The following is a 20289-nucleotide window of genomic DNA, read 5'->3' as shown; positions in this document are numbered from 1 at the left end:
CTGTTCCCTTGTTAACCCGAGGAGCTGGATTTCGTTGTCTTGAGCGGTTTGGGCGCGCTGCGGCGTCCCGCGGAGCGCTTGACGACGAGGCTCGGCTGAGCCTCGCCCGGCATTCCGTCGTCGCCGAAGACGTCCATGGTGCAGGTATGGAAGATCGTCGTCGGTTCGGTCGTGTGGTTCCAGGTGACATGCGTCAGCCGCGAGGGGAAGTGCGCGGAATCGCCCGCGTCCAGAATGGTGCGCTCGCCGTCGATCTCGATGGTCAGCGAGCCGGACACGACGAAGAAGATTTCCTCGCCCTCGTGCGACATCGGTTCGCTTCGAAAGCCCGGCGGCTCGTGGATCAGCGTGGAGCGCAGCACATTGCCCGGGAAGGAGGCGGAAAGGCGCTCATAGGTGACCGCGCTGCCGGGCGTGCCGCCGACCGCATAGACGGGGCGGCCTTCGCGCCGGGTGATCGGCGCCTCGACCTTCGGCGTCTGGAAGAACGAGCCGACATCCGTCTTCAGCGCGCGGCAGACGGCGACGAGCGAGGTCAGCGAGGGAACGGTGATGCCGCGCTCGATCTGCGAGATGAAGCCCACCGAGAAGCCGGCACTATCCGCAACGTCCTGCAAGGTCATCTTCAGCTCCCGGCGCCGCTCGCGCAGCCGCTCGCCCACGGCGGGGGCTGCCCCGGCCTCGGACTTCTCGACATTCGCCACTATGTTCACCCATTTTTTAGTATTACTTCAATAGTGCGCGAACGCACCGGATTGTCAAATTCTTTTTTTAGCCAGCCTAAAAAATGCCGTGAACGGCATCCTCGCGATGCGGCCCGGGAAGAGGGTTTTGTTCTTGCGCCTTGCGTAACGTCAGCCTCCGCAACAATTTGTTCTTGCAAGGCGGGCCGAGAGAATTTCCTCTCTGTCATCGAGGGCGATTCGTCACCACTATCGCGAACGACATGTCGAAGCAGGAGAGAGAGATGCTGACCGCGACCCCAACCCGGCGTACCTTCTTGCAGGCGGGGGCCGCGCTGCTGGCCTCCACGGCCCTGCCCACCCTTGCCTTCGCCGAGGATGCGCCGTCCGGCGGCCGGCTGATCGTGGCGGCGGATTCCGAGCCGAAGAATCTCAACCCCGCCATCGTCGCCTCCAACGGTGTGTTCTTCGTGGCGAGCAAGGTGGTGGAGCCGCTGGCAGAAGCGTCCTTCGACGGCAAGGATGGGCTCGCGCCGCGCCTCGCCACCGCCTGGGAGGGTTCGGAAGACGGGCTTTCGGTGACGTTCCGCCTGCGCGAGGGCGTGACCTGGCACGACGGCAAGCCCTTCACCTCCGCCGACGTCGCCTTCTCGGCGCTCGAGGTCTGGAAACCCTTGCAGAATCTCGGCCGTATCGTCTTCGCCAATCTGGAGGCCGTCGAGACGCCGGACGGGGCGACCGCGATCTTCCGCTTCTCCAAGCCGACGCCGCTCCAGCTCATCCGCAACGCGCTGCCCGTCGTCAGCAGCGTCATCCCGAAGCATCTCTACGAGGGCACGGACATCGCCGCCAACCCGGCGAATATCCAGCTCGTCGGTACCGGCCCGTTCCGCTTTGCCGAATACAAGCCAGGCGAATATTACCGCCTGACCCGCAACGAAGCCTATTGGGGCAAGGGCCAGCCAAAGCTCGACGAGATCATCTTCCGCGTGCTGCCGGACCGCGCCGGCGCGGGCGCGGCGCTGGAGGCCGAGGAAATCCAGCTCGCCGCCTTCTCCGCCGTGCCGCTCACCGATCTCGACCGCATCTCCAAGGTGCCGGGCATCGAGGTCGTCACCAAGGGCTACGAGGCGCTGACCTACCAGCTCGTCGTGGAGATCAACCACCGCCGCAAGGAGCTCGCCGACCTCAAGGTGCGCCAGGCCATCGCCCATGCCATCGACAAGAAGTTCGTGGTCGACACGATCTTCCTCGGCTATGCCGCCGCCTCCACCGGCCCCGTGCCGAAGAACGCGCCGGAATTCTACGATGCCGACGTGCCGGCTTACGATTTCGATGTCGCCAGGGCCAATGCGCTGCTCGACGAGGCCGGCTATGCCAAAGGCGCGGACGGCAGGCGCTTCTCGCTGAAGCTGCGCCCCGCGCCCTATTTCAACGAGACGCGCCAGTTCGGCGATTACCTGCGCCAGGCGCTCGCCGCAATCGGCATCGACGCGGAACTGGTCAATGCCGATGCCGCCGCGCACCAGCAGGCGGTCTATACCGACCATGATTTCGACCTCGCCGTCGCCCCGCCGGTCTTCCGCGGCGATCCGGCGATCTCCACGACCATTCTCGTGCAATCCGGCATTCCCGCCGGCGTCGGCTTCTCCAACCAGGGCGGCTATGCCAATGCGGAGCTCGACGCCGTCATCGCCAAGGCGGCGGAGACCATCGACACCGCGGCGCGCACGGAGCTCTACCGGCAGTTCCAGAAGCTCGTCGTCTCCGACCTGCCGCTGATCAACGTCGCCGAATGGGGCTTCATCACGGTTGCGCGCGACACGGTGCTGAACGTCGCCAGCAATCCGCGCTGGGCGGTTTCCAACTGGGCAGATACCGCGCTCCAGTCGTGATAGGGTCGGCCGAGAACACCGCAAGGTCTGGCGCAGCGTGAACCGAGCCCTTCGATTGCTGAGACGCCGCGCGGTCGGCAGCATTCCCGTGCTGCTGATCGTCGTCGTCCTGACATTCCTGCTGCTGGAGGCTGCGGCGGGCGATGCCGTCGATGCCTATCTCCTCTCCATCGGCGGCGGGGATGCGGCCATCGCGCAGTCGCTGCGGGCCTCCTATGGCCTCGACCAGTCCATGCCGGCGCGGCTCTGGCTCTACCTCTCCTCGCTCGCAAGGCTCGATCTCGGCTGGTCCGTCGCCTTCGACCGGCCGGTGCGCGACCTCATCCTCGAGCGCCTGCCCAACACGCTGCTTCTGATGGGCAGCGCCACGGCGCTGTCCTTCGCCATCGGCTCGGCGCTCGGCATCGTCGCCGGCGCGAGGCCGGGCAGCGGCCGCGACCGGGTGCTCTCGACCCTTTCGCTCGTCCTCTACGCCATCCCCAGCTTCTGGCTCGGCCTCGTCCTCAGCATCGTCTTCGCCGTGCAATTGCGCTGGCTGCCGACATCGGGCATCGAGACCATCGCCTCCGGGCGCATGGGCCTTTCCCGCGCCGCCGATATCGCCGCCCACCTGGCCCTGCCGGTGGCGACGCTGACGCTGGTCTATATGGCCCTTTTCCTCCGCGTCATGCGGGCGGGGATGGCGGAGGTCTGGGGGCTGGATTTCGTGCTTTTCGCGCGCTCCAAGGGACTTTTGCGGGCGCGGATCGTGCTCCGGCATGTGGCGCGCAATGCGCTTCTGCCGCTCGTCACCATGCTCGGCCTGCAATCGGCCGCCATGCTCGGCGGCAGCGTCGTCATCGAGAGCATCTTCGCCATTCCCGGCTTCGGGCGGCTCGCGCAGGAGGCGGTGAGCGGGCGCGATACGGCGCTCCTCACCGGCATCATCGTTACCAGCGCGGTGCTGGTCATCCTCGTCAATCTCGCAATCGATATCGTCTATGCCGCGCTCGACCCGCGCGTCGGGGCCTCGGAGCGCGGCGCATGAGGCTGCTGCGGAAACTGCTGCGCACGCCGGAGGGCGCCATCGGGCTCGGCCTTCTCGCTGTGCTCGCCCTCGTCGCGCTGTTCGCGCCGGTGCTTGCCCCCGGCGATCCGCTGCGCATCGCCGGCCGCGCGCTGACCGCGCCCTTCACCGATCCCGCCTTTCTGCTCGGCACGGACCGGCTGGGGCGCGATGTGCTGGCGGGGATCGTGCATGGCGCGCGCACTTCGCTCCTCGTCGGGCTCGCGGCGGCGTGTGCCGCCCTTGCCATCGGTCTTTGCATCGGCCTTGCGGCGGGCTTTGCCGGCGGCATTGTCGACGAGGCGCTGATGCGCGTGGTTGACGCCTTCCAGATCGTGCCGAGCTTCCTTCTGGCGCTCGCCTTCGTCAGCGTGATCGGCGCGTCCGTGCCGGTCGTGGTGCTCGCCATCGCGCTCGGCGCCTGGGCCGATCCGGCGCGGCTGACGCGGGCGCAGGTGCTGTCCGTGCGCGAGCGCGACTATGTCGCCTCGGCGCGCGTCGTCGGCATGCATCCGGTGGAGATCGCCTTCCGGGAAATCCTGCCGAACGTGCTGCCGCCCGTTCTGGCGCTTGCGGCCATCATCGTCGCCGCGGCGATCCTGACGGAAGCCGCGCTCTCCTTCCTCGGTCTCGGCGATCCGAACATCGTCACCTGGGGATCGATGATCGCCGAGGGGCGCAACGTCCTGCGCTCCTCGCCCTTCCTCTCCGTCTTCCCCGGCCTCGCGCTGGTCGTGACGGTCGTCGGCGTCTATCTCCTCAGCGAAGGGCTCGGCAAGGCGCTCTCCAGCCGGGGAGGGACGGCATGACGGCGCTGTGCGAGATACGGCAACTCGCCGTCACCTATCGCGGCGAGACCATACCCGCCCTGAAGGGCATCGACCTCGATATCCTCGGCGGCGAGCGGCTGGCGATCATCGGCGAAAGCGGATCGGGCAAGAGCACCCTCGCGCGGGCGCTGGCCGGCCTGCTGCCGGATGGGGCCTCCGTTGCCGGAAGCCTCCGCTGGTCGACGGGCCAGCCGCGCGCCGGCCGCGATATCGGCTTCGTCTTCCAGGACCCGTCCGCCAGTCTCAACCCGGTGCTGACCATCGGCGAACAGGTCGCCGAAGGCGCGCGCCGGCATCTCGGCCTTTCCCGCAGGCAGGGGGAGGCCCGCGCGCTGGAGATGCTGGAACGGGTGTATATCCCCGATCCCGCAAAAGCGCTGCGCGCCTTCCCGCACCAGCTTTCCGGCGGACAGCGCCAGCGCGTGGCGATTGCCGCCGCCCTTGCGGCAAGGCCGGGCCTCCTGATCGCCGACGAGCCGACCAGTGCGCTCGACATGGTCGTGCAGGCGGAGATCGTCGCGCTGCTCGACGAACTCGTGCGCGAGGGCGGCATGACGCTGGTCTTCGTCACCCACGACATCGCGCTCGCCTCCGGCTTCGCCGACCGCGTGGCGATCTTCCGCGACGGCATGCTGGTCGAGACGGGCGCGACGGGCAAGGTTCTCGCGAAGCCGCAAGCCGCCTACACCGCCGCCCTGATCGCCAGTCACCGCGATCTCGCAACACCGCCGCTGATCCATGAGGCGGGCCGATGACCTTGCTCGACGTGAAGAACCTCGACAAGCGCTACGCTTCCGGCGGCCGGGTCGTGACGGCGCTCGACGGCGTCTCGCTGACCCTTTCGGCCTGCGAAACGCTCGGCCTTGCCGGCGCATCGGGAAGCGGGAAATCGACGCTGGCGCGCGTCCTCACGCGTCTCGTTCCGGCCGATGCCGGCACGGTCCGCTTCGGCGGCGAGGACTGGCTGGCACTGTCCGGCGGCGAACTGCGCCGGCGGCGGGCGCGGATGCAGATGGTCTTCCAGGACGTGCTCGGCGCCTTCAATCCGCGCGCCACGGTGGGTTCGGTGATCGAGGATCCGCTGCGCATCCACGATATCGTGCCTAAGGCCGGGCGGGAGAAGGAAGTGGCGGCGCTGCTCGACCGCGTCGGCCTGCCGGCCGCCTATGCCGCCCGCTCGATCCGCGACGTCTCCGGCGGCCAGCGCCAACGCGTCGCCATCGCCCGGGCCATCGCCTCGCGGCCGGCCATGATCGTTTTCGACGAGGCGGTCTCGGCCCTCGATGTCTCGCTGCGCGAAAAGGTGCTCGAACTCCTCGTCACCCTGCAGGAAGAGCGCGGCATCGCCTATCTCTTCGTCTCGCATGACCTTGCGGTGCTCGCCGCCGTTTCCCATCGCATCGCCATCATGGATGCCGGCCGGATCGTGGAGAGCGGCCCGGCGGCCGAGGTGATCGGCAATCCGCAATCGCCCGCCGCCCGCGCGCTCGTCGGCGCCGTGCCGCGCCTCATCAGGCAGGAAGACCGAAATGCCGTTTGACCGCTGGAATGCCCTGAACGACGCCCCCGTCTTCCCGCCCGAACGCTTCGGCCTGGTCGCCGACCGGCTGGGCCGGATCCTGAAGACGCGGAACGATATCCTGCTCTTCCAGACCGAGGCCGTCGTGGCGCTGGAGGCGGTGACGGCAAGCCTTGCCCGGCCGGGCCTGAAGGCGATCAATATCGTCACCAGCCCCTTCGGCGCATGGTTCGGCGGCTGGCTGCGGCGGGGCGGCGCGGAGGTCGTGACGCTTATGGCCGAGCCCGCCCGGCCCATCGATGCGGAAGCCGTGACGGCGGCCTTCGAGGCCCATCCGGATACGAAGGTCGTCATCTTCTGCCATGCGGAATCGGCCAACGGCGTGCTCAACCCGCTGGAGGAGATCGTTGCCACCGCCCGCGTCCGCGGCATCGTGACGGTGGTGGATGCCGTCGCCTCGGTCGGCGGCCATGCGCTGGACGTCGATGCGCTCGGCGTCGACATCGCGGTGATCGGCCCGCAGAAATCGCTGGCGGGGCCGGCGGGCGTCTCGGCGGTTTCGGTCAGCCCCGCCGCGTGGCGGCTGGTGACGGCCGAAGGGGCCTCAAGGGAATCGACGCTGTCGCTGCTCGACCGCAAGGCCTGGCTCGATGCCGGGCGCGGCGCGCTGCCCGGCACCTCGGCCTCGCTGGAATTCTTCGCGCTGGAGGCGGCGCTCGACCGTTTCGAGGCGGAAGGCCCGGATGCCGTCCTCGCCCGCCATGCCCGGGCGGCGAAGGCGGCGCGCGACGGGCTTGTCGCGCTCGGCGCGGCGCCCTCGGCCCCGGCCGGCCGCGCCTCCCACCTCGTCACGACGGCAAGGCTGCCCGATGGCGTCGGGATGGACGCTTTCCTCGCCGCCGCCGCGCACCTCGAAACGGACATGTCGCCGGGCGTCGGCCCGGGCGCGGAAAATCTCGTGCGGCTCAACCACACCGGCCAGCGCGCCCGCTTCGAGGCCGTGCTCGGCAATGTCGCGGCCTATGGGATCGCCCTCCGCAATCTCGGTCTTCCGGCGGATATTGCGGCGGCAGCGGCGGCCGTCGCCGCGCATTATGCGGGCTGAGAAAAGCGGTAGTGCAGGCGCACGCAGCCCCGGTCCAGCGCCTGTACGCCGATCAGCTCGGGGCTGGCGCGAAAGCCGGCCGGCGGAAAGAGCGGCCGGCCGCCACCGAGTATTTCCGGGATGACATAGATCTCGATCTCGTCCAGCGCGCCCCGTTCCAGAAAGGCCATCTGCAACTGCCCGCCGCCGAGCATCCAGACGTCGCCGTCGTCGAGCGCGCGCAGCTCGGCAATCAGTGCGTCGATGTCCCCGCGGATTTCCAGAGGGCCTTTCGGATTGTCTATGGGCGTTGAGGTGACGACGAAAGTCCGCTGCTCTCCATAGGCCCAGGGGGAGGGGTCCCTTGCGATGAAATCGTAGGTGCCGCGCCCCATCACCACCGTGCGGATGCGTTTGATGAAGGTGCGATAGTCGTGCTCGCCGAGATCCATGCCGTCATATTCGAACAGCCAGTCGAGACTGTCGTCTGCCGTGGCGATCATCCCGTCGAGGCTTGCGGCGATATATCCGAGGACGCGGGCCATCGAAAACTCCTTGATTAATAAATAAACGTACATTTATATATGGCCATGGCGAGGCAGAAGACAATCCCCGACGAAACGGTGCTCGACACCATCCTGGAAACCCTGCGGGAGACGGGGCCGGCCGACCTCACCTTCGCCCGTGCGGCCAAGGCGGCCGGTCTCTCGCCGGCAACGCTCGTGCAGCGCTACGGCGACCGCGAAGCGCTGCTGGAGGCGACGCTGCTGCGCGCCTGGGACCGGCTGGATGCGGAGACCGAAGCCGCGGATGCCACGGCAGCACCGACGCCGGCGGGCGCCATTGGCTTCCTCCTGCGGCTGATGCCCACCGAAAATGCCGAACGGGACGCGACCGACGGCCTGCTCCTGCTGCGCGAAGACATTCGCAACCCCACGCTTCGCCGCCGGGGCGCGACATGGGGCAACCGGGTGGCGGAAGCGCTCGGCCGGCGCCTTTCCAGTGACGCCGGGGAAGGAAGGCGCCTCGGCTGGGAGATGGCGAGCGTCTGGCAGGGCGCGCTTGTCTGGTGGGCCTTCACGCGTTCGCAGCCGGCGGGAGAGGCGATCCGCGAAGCCCTGGAGAACTGGGTAGAGCGCGCTCTTCCGGGCGGATTGTCGATCCCGGGCTAGGCGGGCGCTGCCATAGCCGTTAGAAAGCTTCCTCATGGCAGAGGAGGGATGGATGTCGTTTTTCGAGGCGGAAGAGGCAGTGTTTTCGAGTTTCGTGCTGGGCAATGCCCCGCTGAAGAAGCTCGCCGGAGGGTTCGACTGGACGGAGGGGCCCGTCTGGTTCGGCGATCACGATTGCCTGCTGTTCTCGGATATTCCCAACAACCGCATGCTGCGCTGGAGCCCCGCGCTCGGGATCACGACGTTCCGCGAGCCGTCGAATTTCTCCAACGGCAACACGCGCGACCGGGAAGGGCGGCTCGTGACCTGCGAGCACGGCACGCGCCGCGTGACCCGCACCGAGCACGACGGCGCGATCACCGTGATCGCCGACAGCTATGAGGGCAAGTCGCTGAATTCGCCGAACGACGTGGTCGTGACCTCGGACGGGGCGATCTGGTTCACCGATCCGCATTACGGCATTGCTTCCGATTACGAGGGCACGCGCAGCGAGCAGGAGCTTGCCTGCCACGTCTACCGCGTCGATCCGCATTCCGGCCATGTCCGGGCGATGCTCACCGACTTCAATTGCCCCAACGGCCTTGCCTTCAGCCCGGATGAAAGGCGCCTCTATGTCGCCGATACCGGCCGCGTCCACACGGACGATCCGCGCCATATCCGCGCCTTCGACGTTGCCGGCAACTGGAGCCTGACGGGCGGCGAGGTCTTCCACACCATTTCGCCCGGCTGCGCGGACGGCATGCGCGTGGACGAGAACGGCAATCTCTGGTCCTCCGCCGGCGACGGCGTGCACTGCATCGCGCCGGACGGCCAGCGCCTCGGCCGGATCCTCGTGCCGGAGACCGTGTCCAACATCTGCTTCGGCGGGCGGGGCGGCCACCGCCTCTTCATCACCGCCACCACCTCGCTCTATGCGGTGTCGCTGGCCGTCCGGGGCGCCCGCCGGCCCTGATCCTTCCATAAAGCGCGGGCAGGGAATGGAGAGGGCCCGGGAAATCTGCTATGGCTCTTGCGAGGGCCTTGCCGGTGACGATATTCTCCGGCGAAACGGTTGGGAGAGCTGGATGGCGGTTGAGGTTCGGACGTCGAAGGAGATGAATGCCGCGTCGGCCCCGAAGGCGCTGCGCGTCGGCTTCATCCTGTCGAAGAGCTTCACGCTCTCTGCCTTCGCGCTGTTCGTCGATACGCTGCGGCTTGCCAGCGACAGCGAGGACCGCTCCCGCCGCGTCAACTGCGACTGGGACGTGCTCAGCAGCACGCGCAATTTCATTTCCTCCTCCAGCGGCATCCAGGTCGCGCCGACCGCGCCCTTCGCCGATCCTTCCTGTTTCGACTATATCGCCGTCGTCGGCGGTCTCCTCAGCGTGGAGGAGCCGATCGACAGCTATGCGACGACCTATCTGCGCAAGGCGGCCAATGCCGGCGTCGGCCTGATCGGGCTCTGTACGGGCAGCTTCATCCTTGCCGAGGCGGGCCTGCTCAAGGGGCATACGGCCTGCGTGAGCTGGCTGCATCATCGCGATTTCCGCGCCCGCTATCCCGATATCGATGCGACGTCGGAGCAGATCTTCCGCTTCGACGGCAAGGTGGCGACCTGTGCCGGCGGCAGCAGCGTCGCGGACCTTGCGGCAACGCTCGTGCGCCATCACGTCGGCGAGGCGGCCGAGCGCAATGCGCTGGAAATCCTGCAGATTCGCCACCGGCGCGACGCCACGGACATCCAGCCGCGCAATCCGCTGGGCCTGGAGGCCCGCGACCGGCGCGTGCATCTCGCCATCATGATGATGGAGCAGCACACCGAGGACCTCCTGTCCATCGACAGCATCGCCACGATGACGAATGTCTCGCGCCGCCAGCTCGAGCGGCTGTTCGAGAGCGACATGGGCGCCTCGCCGAGCGCGATCTACATGAAGATCCGCATGGCGGCCGCCTTCAACATGGTGGTGCGCACCAACAAGCCGCTGATCGAGATCGCGCTGGAGACCGGCTTCGAGAGCCTGTCGCACTTCACCCGGCGCTTCCGCGCCGCCTTCGGCGACACGCCCTCGCAGATCCGCCGCGACGGTCGCCGCCAGGCGGGCTGAGCGCAATTCTCCCCGCGGCCGGGAACCAAGCCGCGCGCCATTCGTTCGGTCTGGATTGCTGACAAGGAGACCGCAATGGCAAGCAATGACGTCCAATCCCAGATTTCCGCCCTGCGTGACGAGATCGCCCAGCTTCAGAAGGATCTCGGCGAGCGGGGGGCCGAGGCCTATGAAACCGTGCGCGAGCGCGCCGGCAGCGCCATGGAGGCCGCCCGTCCCGCCGTCCGCTCCGCGACGAAATACGTGCGCAACGAAGGCGCGGCCGTCGCGCAGACCGCGCGGGAGCATCCCGCCGCCCTTTCCACGCTCGTGCTGGGCGCGGGGCTGGCCGGCATCGTGCTCGGCTATCTGCTCGGGTCCCTCGAAAGCGAATCGCCGCGCCGCCAGCGCTGGTTCTGAACATATAAGAAAGCCCGGCAATGCCGGGCTTTTTTCATGGTATCGGGAAAGATCGCCTACCGGTGGCGCAGGCCGCAGAGATAGCCGATGAGGGCGGCGCCGGCGAGGGCGGCGATCGGATTGGCCTGAATGGTCTGGCGCAGGTCCTCGCGCAGCGATTCCGCCTTGGCGACCGCAAGCTGCCCCGTACCTTCGGCGATCAGGCCTGCGGATTCCTTCAGCCGGCTGATCTCCGCCTTCAGCGCCTCGATCTGCTCGCTGACCGCGGCCTCCGCGGCGGCGGTCTTCGCTTCCTCCGAAATGGTGTCGCGACCTTCAACGACGCCGAGCGTGCGCTTGCCGGTGCTCTTTTCGTCAGCCATGGGCATGTCTCCTGCATTGGTGGGAATGGCGGGAGGAGAAACTTCCGCCGTGCCAGTTGGTTCCCGCCGATGATTCAATCTGTGATCTTTCCGGCCGGAAAGGCCGGTTGACTCTTTCGGAGATAGAGAACAAATAGAGAACGATTATCCGTCAGAGGAGCCGCAAAGCCATGTCCGCCTCCGTCCATGCCGTTGTCGCAGACCTGCGCGACCGCATCCGGCAGTTCGACGGCCGCGCCTTGCGCGACCGGGCGGTTCTGCCCTTCGGCGTGCCGGAGATCGATGACCGGCTGCCCGGCGGCGGGCTGGCGCTCGCCAGCCTGCACGAGGTCTGCGGCGGCGGCAACGACGCCGTGGAAGGGGCGGCCGCCATGCTCTTTGCCGCCGGCATCGCCGCGCGCACGAAAGGCCAGGTGCTCTGGTGCCTGACACGGCCGGACCTCTTCGCCCCGGCGCTGGCGCAGGCGGGACTTGCCCCCGGCCGCGTCCTCTATGTGGAGGCCGGCGACGAGAAGAGCCTGCTCCTCTGTTTCGAGGAGGGGCTGCGCCATGGCGGGCTCGGCGCGGTGGTGGCGGAGGTCGCGCGGCTGTCGATGACCGCCTCGCGTCGCCTGCAGCTTGCCGCGGAAGCCGGCGGCACGCTCGGCATCGCCTTGCGCCGCTTCCGGCAGGGAAGGGGCACCGATGCCTTCGCGCTGCCTTCCGCCGCCGTGACGCGCTGGCGGGTTTCCATGCGGCCGTCCGTGCCGCTTGCCGTGCCCGGCATCGGCCGGGCCCGATGGCTGCTGGAGCTGACCCGTTGCCGGGCCGGCGAGGCGGCGAAGTTCGAAGTGGAGGCATCCGATGCCGAGGGTCGTATCGCTTTTTCTTCCCGGCTGGCCGATCGATCGCCTGAGACGGGCGCTTGGCGCCTCGGCGCCTCCGCCTGACCGGCGGCTCGTTCTCGTCGGGCGGGATGGTCCGCGCCGGATCGTGACGGCGGTGAGCCGCCCGGCGGAAGAGGCGGGCCTGCGCGTCGGCATGCCGCTGACCAAGGCGCATGCCCTGCTGCCCGACATCCTGACCATGCCGGCCGATCCCGCGGCCGATGCCGTGGCGCTCGCCCGCCTTTCCCTCTGGGCCTTGCAGCACTACGCGCCCATCGTCGCGCCGGATCCGCCGGATGGCCTCGTCATCGACACGACCGGCGCCGACCACCTGCATGGCGGCGAGGAGCGCATGCTGACGGGCCTCGTCAACCGCCTTGCCGCCTCGGGCATCGCTGCCCGTGCCGCGGTGGCCGACAGCTGGGGCGCGGCCTATGCCGTGGCACGCTTTATGGCCGATCCCGTTCGCGTCGTGTCGCCCGGCGCGGCGAGTGGGGCCGTGTCGCCGTTGCCGCTCCAGGGCCTGCGCATTCCGCCGGAAACCGTGACGGGCTTGCATGTCCTCGGCTTTGCCAGCATCGGCGATGTGCTGGCCGTGCCGCGCGCGCCGCTCGTCCTGCGTTTCGGGGCGCTCCTCGGCCGCCGGCTCGACCAGGTGCAGGGCATCGTCTCGGAGCCTGTCGATCCGCTGCGCGATCCCGAGCTCGTGACCGTCCGCAAGGTCTTCGGCGAGCCGATCGGCGCGCCGGAGACCATCGCGCGCTATACGGCCGCCCTCGTGCAGGATCTCTGCCTTGCGCTGGAAAAGCGCGGGCTCGGCGCGCGGCGGCTCGACCTCGTCTTCCACCGCGTCGATGCCTCCCTTCAGGCGATCCGCGTCGGCACGGCCCGGGCGGTGCGGGAGGAGAAGCGGCTCGTCCGGCTCCTCTGCGACCGGATCGAGACGATCGATCCGGGCTTCGGCATCGAGATCCTAGACCTGACCGCCACGCTTGCCGAACCGCTCGTCCTGCAACAGGCCGTTTCCTCTCTGGTCGAGGAGGAGAGGGCGGACCTTGCCGGGCTCGTCGACGTGATCGCCAACCGCATCGGCGCGCGCCGCCTCTACCGCATCGCGCCGGTCGAAAGCGACGTGCCGGAACGCTCCGTCCAGCGCATCGCCCCGCTTGCCCCCGACAGCGGGGCCACATGGCAGGGGAACTGGCCGCGCCCCGCCCGTCTCCTGGCGCGGCCGGAGCCCGTCGAGGTCGTGGCGCTCCTGCCCGACCACCCGCCCGCCTTCTTCACCTGGCGCGGCATGCGCCGGCGCGTCAAGCACGCCGACGGGCCGGAGCGCATCTTCGGCGAATGGTGGAAGCGCGACGCCGAGCTTGCCGCCGTGCGCGACTATTTCCAGGTGGAGGACGAGGCCGGCGAGCGGTTCTGGCTCTTCCGCTCGGGCGACGAGGCCGAGGCCGCGAACGGCGCCGGGCGCTGGTTTCTGCACGGAATCTTCGCATGAAACCGCGTTACGCCGAGCTTCAGGTCACCTCCCATTTCTCGTTCCTGCGCGGGGCGAGCAGCGCGGCGGAATTGTTCGCGCAGGCGAGCGCCCTCGGCATCGATGCTCTCGCCGTGGTGGACCGCAACAGCCTTGCCGGCGTCGTGCAGGCCCACAGGGCGGCGAAGGAGCTGCCATCGGACATGCCCCAGGTCCGTCTCGTCGTCGGCTGCCGGCTGGACCTTGCCGACGGCATGTCGCTGCTCGTCTATCCCACTGACCGCGATGCCTATGCCCGTCTCTGCCGCCTGCTCACCCTCGGCAAGAAGCGGGCGGGCAAGGGCAAGTGCCATATCGACTGGGCCGATGTCGTGGAATGGAACGAGGGGCTTCTTGCCGTGCTGATGCCTGACGAGGCGGACGATACCGCCGCCTTCCAGCTTCGCCGCCTTGCCGAGACCTTCCGCGACCGCTGCTATCTCGCCCTGACGCTCCGCCGCCGGCCGAACGACCAGCTCCGCCTCTTCGAACTGTCCAACCTCGCAGCACGGTACCGCGTGCCCACCGTCGTCACCAACGACGTGCTCTACCACGAGCCCGGCCGCCGCATGTTGCAGGACATCATGACCTGCATCCGTCACAACGTCGTCATCGACAATGCGGGCTTCCTGCGCGAGCGACATGCCGACCGCTACCTGAAGCCGCCGCAGGAAATGCACCGTCTCTTCGCCCGCTACCCGGAGGCCCTGCGCCGCACGCTGGAGATCGTGGAGCGCTGCCGCTTCTCGCTGGACGAGTTGAAATACCAATATCCCGACGAGAAGGAATATGCGGACCTCACGCCGCAGGAGGCGCTGGAGAAATATACTTGGGAAGGTGCAAATATCTTTTACCCCAACGGGATACCGGAAATTGTTCATAAAAAGCTTCTGAAAGAGCTGGGCTTGATCCAGAAGATGAACTACGCGCCCTATTTCCTGACGGTGAATTCCATAGTTCGGCATGCCCGCTCGATCGGCATCCTCTGCCAGGGGCGCGGCTCGGCCGCCAACAGCGCCGTCTGCTTCGTTCTCGGCATCACCTCCATCGAGCCGACGGTGAACGGCCTGCTCTTCGAACGGTTCGTTTCCGAGCAGCGCGGCGAGCCGCCCGACATCGACGTGGACTTCGAGCACGAGCGCCGGGAGGAGGTGATCCAGTGGATATACGATACCTATGGAACGGACCGTTCCGCCCTCTGCGCCACCGTCATCCGCTATCGCTCAAGGGCGGCCATGCGCGATGTGGGGCGGGCGCTGGGCCTGCCCGAGGATGTGCTGAAATCACTGTCCTCGCAGGTCTGGGGCTGGTCCAACGACATTCCGCAAACCCATGCGGGCTCGGCCGGCCTCAATGTGGACGACCGCCGCATGAAGCTGCTGTTCGAGCTCGCCCGGCAACTGATCGACCGGCCCCGCCACCTCTCGCAGCATCCGGGCGGCTTCGTTCTGACGCGCGACCGGCTGGACGACCTCGTGCCCATCGAGCCGGCGGCGATGGACGACCGGCAGGTGATCGAATGGGACAAGGACGATATCGAATATTTGAATTTCATGAAGGTCGACGTGCTGGCGCTCGGCATGCTCACCTGCATGCGCCGCGCCTTCGATTTCCTGAAGGAGCACAAGGGCGAGACCCACACGTTCGCCACCATCTCCCGGGAGGACGAGGCAACCTATGCGATGATCTCGAAGGCCGACACGATCGGCACCTTCCAGATCGAGAGCCGCGCGCAGATGTCCATGCTGCCGCGCCTCCGGCCGAAGGAGTTCTATGATATCGTCATCCAGGTGGCCATCGTGCGGCCGGGGCCGATCCAGGGCAACATGGTGCATCCCTATCTGCGGCGGCGGCAGGGGCTGGAGGATGTCGAATATCCCAAGCCCGCTTTCGAAATGGTGCTGAAGCGAACGCTCGGTGTGCCGCTCTTTCAGGAACAGGCCATGCAGGTGGCCATCGAATGCGCCGGCTTCGAGCCGGGCCGGGCCGATCAGTTGCGGCGGGCGATGGCCACGTTCAAGCAGACGGGCGGCGTGGACAAGTTCCGGGACGAGTTGCGCGACGGCATGGTCGAAAACGGCTATGCCCCGGAATTTGCCGAGCGCATGTGCCGCCAGCTCGAAGGCTTCGGCTCCTACGGCTTCCCGGAAAGCCATGCCTACAGCTTCGCCATCGTCGCCTATGCCTCCGCCTGGGTGAAGTGCCATCACCCGGATGTCTTCTGCGCGGCGCTGCTCAATTCCCAGCCGATGGGGTTCTATGCGCCCGCGCAGATCGTGCGCGATGCGCGCGATCATGGGGTGGAGGTGCGGCCGGTCTGCATCAATCAAAGCCGGTGGGACTGCACGCTGGAGCCGACGGAGGAGACGGGCCGCTTTGCCGTGCGTCTCGGGCTGCGGATGGTGAAGGGGCTGAAGAACACGGAGGCGGGCGACCTGATCAACGGCCGGCAGGACGAGCCCTTCGCCTCGATCGACGATTTCTGGCGCCGCGCGGGGCTTGCCACCGATGTGCTGGTCCGGCTTGCCGAGGCGGATGCCTTCCGGCCGTCGCTCGGCCTTTCGCGCCGCGACGCGCTCTGGGCGATCCGCAGCCTCAGGGGCGAGCCTCTGCCGCTCTTCACCGCGGCGGCCGAGCGTGAGGCGGCGCTCGTTGCCGAGATCGAGGAGCCGGCCGTGGCGCTCCGCCCGATGGCGGCGGGGGGAGAGGTCGTGCAGGATTACGGCCATGTCGGCCTGACGCTCCGCGCCCATCCGGTGGGCTTCCTGCGCGAAAACCTTTCGCGCCGCCGCTTCCTCACCTGCGCGCAGGCGATCGATCTGAAGGACCGCCAGAAGGTCGAGACCGCCGGCATCGTGCTGGTGCGGCAGCGGCCGGGCTCGGCCAAGGGCGTCATCTTCGTGACCATCGAGGACGAGACGGGCATCGCCAACCTCGTCGTCTGGCGCAAGATCTTCCTCGCCTACAGGCCCATCGTCATGGGCGCGCCGATGATCGGCGTCAGGGGCTATGTCCAGCGGGAGGGCGAGGTGGTGCACATCGTCGCGCAGCAGCTCATCGACCTGTCCGCCGATTTCTCCACCGTCGGCCGCCGCGGCATCGACCAAAAGCTGGAGGAGGCAGATCGGCGGGAAACGATCCGCGTCAAATCCCGCGACTTCCACTGATTGGTTAAAGCATCACATGAAGTCGCGCGGGATCGCCGTTCCGAATGACTTCTCGAAGATCTGCGCCTCGCCCTCGAAGGCGCGGACATGGGCCGAGATCACCCAGTCGCGCGCCGTGCAGGCGATGGTGGCGGTCGAGACGGTGCGCACGAACCAGCCGGGCCGCTGCATGTCGCAGGTCCAGACCGCGGTTCCGGTCATCGAGAGCGGATCGTTCCCGGCAATCGACCACAGTTCGTCGCGCACCTGGCGCGTCGCAAGCCCCGTGCCGGGATGCTCGTAGAGGCCGGTATCCTCGTAGATCGAATATTCCGTGAGGCCGTTCGTCAGGTCCCGCTCGACGCCCCGCGCGGTCTCCGGCGGGGAGAGTTCGATATAGGTGGGCAGGGGATTAGGATTTTCCGGCTCGGGAAGGGAGACGACCCGGTGCTCGCCGAGCTTCGGCAAGGCAAGGCCGAGCGAGGCAAGGTCGAGCGTCACGCCGGCATCGACCGGCGGCGGCAGCACCATCGGCCAGTAGGAGGTCGAGAGCGACAGGCGGATGCGGTGCCCCGCGCGGAAGCGGTAGCCCATCGCGTCGAGCACGAGGCGGATGCGCACCTTCCGGCCCTTGGGCATGGCATAGGGTTCCGCATTGCCGTTGCGATGGGCAAGGTTGATGACGCCGAAGGTGACGCGCGTCGCCGTCCCGTCGGGGTGGATATCGACGAGGCGGGCGCAGAGATTGACGACCTCGACCTGCGTCGCCACCTCCAGCTCCAGCACCGGCTGGCCGAGGAAATCCTGCGCTTCGGCAAGCGGTAAGGTCTCGACGACGAGGGAGCCCGTATCGTCGAGCCGCTGGTCGAGCGCCATTTCCGCATCGGGCTTCAGCGTGAACCACTCGCCGGCCATGATGCCGGTGTCGAGCGGCGATTTCAGGAAGCGGTCGTCGGCCGGGGCGCCGGCCACCGGCTGGCCGGGCATGAGCGCGCCATGTCGGCCGACATGGAATTCCGCCATGTCCGGCGTCTCCCAGCGATCCTTGGCGATCCAGAAGCCGGGATCGAAATCGCGGCGCAGTGCCGGGCGGGGAGCGTCCTGGATATAGGCGCGCACCTGCGGGATGTCTTCCGCGCCGTTCTCCTCGCCGCGCAGCCAGCGGTTCCACCACGCGATGGCCTCGGCGTGGAAATCCATGCGGGGCTTCGGCCAGGCGAAGTGCGGATATTTGTGGACCCACGGTCCGATCAGTGCCTTGGCCTTTTCGCCGATCCCCTCGACCGCCTTCAGCGGCGTGCTGCGGTAGCCGTCCGCCCAGCCGGCGATGACGAGGGCGGGGACGGGAAAGCCGGCGAAGTCCTCGCAGATGGAGCCGTGCTCCCAGAAGGCGTCGCGGCGCTGGTGCTGCAGCCATTCCTCCAGGAAGAAGGGCTCGTTCTCCAGCCGTTCCATCCACATGTCCCGCCAGCGCGCGCCGACGATCTGAGGATCGGGCGAGCGCGACTGGTAGGCCAGCATGGTCGCGGCCCAGGAAAGCTGGGCGGAAAGGTGCGTGCCGTTCTTGTAATGGATGTCGTCGTTGTAACGGTCGACGGTGGAGGCGATGGAGATGACCGCCTTCAATGCCGGCGGCTTCAAGGCCGCGACCTGCAGGCAGTTGAAGCCGCCCCAGGAAATGCCCATCATGCCGACGGACCCGTTCGACCAGGGCTGCGCGGCGATCCAGGCGATCAATTCGCAGGCATTGGCAAGCTCCATCGGCGTATATTCGCCGTCGATGACGCCGTCGGATTCGCCCGAGCCGCGGATATCGACGCGCACGCCCGCAATGCCGGCCGCGGCGAAGACGGGATAGGTCGATTCGTCGCGCGGGCTCGTTCCATCGCCCTTGCGATAGGGCAGGAACTCGAAGACGGCGGGAACGGGATCGGCCTCCGCGCCTTCCGGCATCCAGATGCGCGCGGCGAGCCGCGTGCCATCGGCAAGCGTGATCCATTCGTTTTCGATGGTGGTGAAGGCGCGAGACGTCATGAGAAATCCTTTTCCGCCGGTCTTTATGACGGCCGTATGACGGCCGGGCAATAGGGCGGTTCTGGCCGTCCACGGTGCTTTCGCCCTGCTGCCCGGCGGCTTGCCCCCCTTCGAAATCTCGCCTACGAAAGCGGAAAGGGCAGGGAGGGGCGCCATGCAGGATCAGCAAGCAGCTTTTGCGGACGAAGAACGGCTGGACGATCCGCAGCGCGCCTACAAGGTCCTGATCGCCGACCTGATCGGCCTGCGTTTCGATGCGGAAGGCAAGCCCGATCCGGGCGAGGTCCGGGCGTATATCGAGGCGAAGGGCGGCGCGTTCCACGAAGCCGCCTACCAGCGTGAGGAATTGCCGCCCGGCATCCACTTCTTCTACCAGCCCGACCTTAGCGGCGAAGCGGAGATCATCGCCCAGACCGCGGACGGCCGCTATGACGCGCTGATCGCGGCGGCGACCTTCATTCCGCGGCAGGCGGTCTTTCCGCTCGGAGGCGTGCGCATCGGCGCAGGCACCGGCAATATGGGCTCTGCCTCCTGGGGCGGCGGCAATGGCGAGGGCGGCACGGCCGCCCTGATGAACACGCCCGGCATCAACAGCCGCGCCACGGCGCAGATGGTGATGAAGGCGATCCTCAAGGTGACGCCGGACCTGCCGGTGGAACTCCTGCACCAGCGCGTTGCCGCCGGCGATTTCGATACCGGCCGTGACCTCAAGTCTTACCCCACCGCCAAGCTCGAGGGTCAGCGGATGGCGGTGCTCGGCTACGGCAATATCGGCCGCGAGGTGGCAAAGCTCGCCCGTGCCTTCGGCATGCATGTGGTCGTCCATGCCCGCGCCCGGCACCGGCAATGGATCGAGGCGGAGGGCTTCGATTATGCCGAGACGCCCGTCGCGGCGGCAGAGGGCGCGGACGTGCTCTCCGTCCATGTCGGCCTCGGCCGGCTCGACGAGGAGACACGCCTTTACGCCAATGCCGGCATGATCGGCGAGGTCGTGCTCTCGGCGATGAACCGCGGGGCCGTGCTCGTCAACTACGACCGCGGCGAGGTGGTGGATAGCGCGGCGCTCGACCGGGCGCTGGCCGCGGGGCAGATACGCCACGCCGCCATCGATGCGGACCTCTTCCGGAACGCGACGAGCGGCGCGCTCAGCGGGCCGATGCTGCCCTATCTGAAGCTTGCCGAGCGCCATCCCGGCAAGCTTGAGCTCCTGCCGCATGCCGCGGCCGATACCGACCATCCCTCCCGCGTCGCCGGCGCCTGCCAGGCGGTCGACCAGATCATCGATGCCATCCGCTACCGGCGGATCGGCAACCTCAAGGGCGACCTGCCGGACGGCTATGTCGATGCCGGCGCGAAGGTGCCGCAGGGCATAGGTCGGGTCACGACGGCGACGCTGGCCACCGCGGCAAGCGATCCGCATTTCGTCGAGCTGCATGACGTCTCCCGCGAGATCACGGACACGCTGGAAGCCATCGTGGAAGCGGTGGCCGAGGGCACGACGCATCAACCGGCGAAGGGGGACGTTGCCGCGCTCGCCCAGCTTCTCCTGCGCCAGCGCCGGCTGCTCGAGGGCCTCGGGCTGGACGGGCCGGCGGAGGCCTGAGAACGGAACTTTTCCGCTCCACGGCCAGTTTCCTCCCCGACTGAACGA

General features: G+C 67.8%; 17 protein-coding genes and 1 pseudogene. 14 read left to right on the top strand and 4 right to left on the bottom strand.

Going from position 1 to position 20289, the window contains the following annotated elements; all coding sequences use genetic code 11:
• Positions 1-11: 11 nt before the first annotated feature.
• Complete coding sequence (locus tag ACZ1A1_RS09895) at positions 12-704, bottom strand: helix-turn-helix domain-containing protein (RefSeq protein WP_463619769.1); 693 nt, start codon at positions 702-704, stop codon at positions 12-14.
• Between the two features lie 263 nt (positions 705-967).
• Here ACZ1A1_RS09895 and ACZ1A1_RS09890 point away from each other — a divergent pair, with 263 nt between their 5' ends.
• From ACZ1A1_RS09890 to ACZ1A1_RS09865, 6 genes are read left to right on the top strand one after another with little or no spacing between them, the layout of a single operon-like run.
• On the top strand, positions 968-2578 hold the full coding sequence (locus tag ACZ1A1_RS09890; RefSeq protein ID WP_463619768.1) for an ABC transporter substrate-binding protein: 1611 nt from the start codon (positions 968-970) through the stop codon (positions 2576-2578).
• Positions 2579-2615: 37 nt separating this feature from the next.
• A complete protein-coding gene (locus ACZ1A1_RS09885; protein WP_463619767.1) occupies positions 2616-3605 on the top strand; it encodes an ABC transporter permease in 990 nt (329 codons plus the stop codon).
• Positions 3602-4432 (top strand): ABC transporter permease, encoded by an 831-nt coding sequence (locus tag ACZ1A1_RS09880; protein WP_463619766.1) that lies wholly within the window; start codon positions 3602-3604, stop codon positions 4430-4432. Before ACZ1A1_RS09885 ends, ACZ1A1_RS09880 begins: the two co-directional genes overlap by 4 nt.
• Complete coding sequence (locus ACZ1A1_RS09875) at positions 4429-5208, top strand: ABC transporter ATP-binding protein (RefSeq protein ID WP_463619765.1); 780 nt, start codon at positions 4429-4431, stop codon at positions 5206-5208. Before ACZ1A1_RS09880 ends, ACZ1A1_RS09875 begins: the two co-directional genes overlap by 4 nt.
• Positions 5205-5993, top strand: a complete 789-nt coding sequence (locus tag ACZ1A1_RS09870; protein WP_463619764.1) for an ABC transporter ATP-binding protein — start codon at positions 5205-5207, stop codon at positions 5991-5993. The genes ACZ1A1_RS09875 and ACZ1A1_RS09870 overlap by 4 nt, the downstream gene beginning before the upstream one ends.
• Complete coding sequence (locus tag ACZ1A1_RS09865) at positions 5983-7077, top strand: pyridoxal-phosphate-dependent aminotransferase family protein (RefSeq protein ID WP_463619763.1); 1095 nt, start codon at positions 5983-5985, stop codon at positions 7075-7077. Before ACZ1A1_RS09870 ends, ACZ1A1_RS09865 begins: the two co-directional genes overlap by 11 nt.
• Here the strand turns inward: ACZ1A1_RS09865 and ACZ1A1_RS09860 are convergent.
• Positions 7065-7601 carry a dihydrofolate reductase family protein gene (locus ACZ1A1_RS09860; protein ID WP_463619761.1) on the bottom strand — a complete coding sequence of 179 codons (537 nt, stop codon included), beginning with the start codon at positions 7599-7601 and terminating at the stop codon, positions 7065-7067. The genes ACZ1A1_RS09865 and ACZ1A1_RS09860 overlap by 13 nt on opposite strands.
• 45 nt (positions 7602-7646) lie before the next feature.
• On the opposite strand from ACZ1A1_RS09860, the gene ACZ1A1_RS09855 reads away from it, so the two are divergent.
• From ACZ1A1_RS09855 to ACZ1A1_RS09840, 4 genes are all read left to right on the top strand, one after another.
• Complete coding sequence (locus tag ACZ1A1_RS09855; RefSeq protein ID WP_463619760.1) at positions 7647-8228, top strand: TetR family transcriptional regulator; 582 nt, start codon at positions 7647-7649, stop codon at positions 8226-8228.
• Between the two features lie 52 nt (positions 8229-8280).
• The gene (locus ACZ1A1_RS09850; RefSeq protein ID WP_463619759.1) at positions 8281-9180 is read left to right on the top strand and encodes an SMP-30/gluconolactonase/LRE family protein; all 900 of its coding nucleotides are present in this window, start codon (positions 8281-8283) and stop codon (positions 9178-9180) included.
• A 112-nt stretch (positions 9181-9292) separates the two neighbouring features.
• The gene (locus tag ACZ1A1_RS09845; RefSeq protein WP_313195451.1) at positions 9293-10312 is read left to right on the top strand and encodes a GlxA family transcriptional regulator; all 1020 of its coding nucleotides are present in this window, start codon (positions 9293-9295) and stop codon (positions 10310-10312) included.
• A 75-nt stretch (positions 10313-10387) separates the two neighbouring features.
• Entirely contained in the window at positions 10388-10711 is a 324-nt protein-coding gene (locus ACZ1A1_RS09840) for a hypothetical protein (protein ID WP_463619758.1), read from the top strand.
• A gap of 56 nt (positions 10712-10767) precedes the next feature.
• On the opposite strand, the gene ACZ1A1_RS09835 is transcribed toward ACZ1A1_RS09840, so the two are convergent.
• Positions 10768-11073 (bottom strand): hypothetical protein, encoded by a 306-nt coding sequence (locus ACZ1A1_RS09835; protein WP_119255786.1) that lies wholly within the window; start codon positions 11071-11073, stop codon positions 10768-10770.
• 170 nt (positions 11074-11243) lie between these two features.
• Between ACZ1A1_RS09835 and ACZ1A1_RS09830 the strand changes: the two genes are divergently transcribed.
• Genes ACZ1A1_RS09830 through ACZ1A1_RS09820 form a run of 3 tightly spaced genes read left to right on the top strand, consistent with a single transcriptional unit; the run spans position 11244 to position 16625 of the window.
• Positions 11244-12002: an ImuA family protein gene (locus ACZ1A1_RS09830; protein WP_415213476.1), complete on the top strand. Its 759-nt coding sequence runs from the start codon at positions 11244-11246 to the stop codon at positions 12000-12002.
• Positions 11917-13440 (top strand): DUF6504 family protein, encoded by a 1524-nt coding sequence (locus tag ACZ1A1_RS09825; RefSeq protein WP_415213477.1) that lies wholly within the window; start codon positions 11917-11919, stop codon positions 13438-13440. Before ACZ1A1_RS09830 ends, ACZ1A1_RS09825 begins: the two co-directional genes overlap by 86 nt.
• On the top strand, positions 13437-16625 hold the full coding sequence (locus ACZ1A1_RS09820; RefSeq protein WP_463619757.1) for an error-prone DNA polymerase: 3189 nt from the start codon (positions 13437-13439) through the stop codon (positions 16623-16625). The genes ACZ1A1_RS09825 and ACZ1A1_RS09820 overlap by 4 nt, the downstream gene beginning before the upstream one ends.
• A gap of 12 nt (positions 16626-16637) precedes the next feature.
• Here the strand turns inward: ACZ1A1_RS09820 and ACZ1A1_RS09815 are convergent, their stop codons facing one another.
• Positions 16638-18638, bottom strand: coding sequence for a CocE/NonD family hydrolase (locus tag ACZ1A1_RS09815; protein ID WP_463619756.1), 2001 nt, complete (start codon positions 18636-18638; stop codon positions 16638-16640).
• A gap of 190 nt (positions 18639-18828) precedes the next feature.
• On the opposite strand from ACZ1A1_RS09815, the pseudogene ACZ1A1_RS09810 reads away from it, so the two are divergent.
• A pseudogene (locus tag ACZ1A1_RS09810) lies at positions 18829-20241 on the top strand (NAD(P)-dependent oxidoreductase); the annotation flags it as partial.
• Between the last annotated feature and the right edge of the window lie 48 nt (positions 20242-20289).

The sequence above is a fragment of the Shinella sp. R2-11 genome (genome assembly GCF_055330205.1).
The sequence above is the reverse complement of the archived record's forward strand: the minus strand, read 5'-3'. Positions and strand labels throughout refer to the sequence as shown.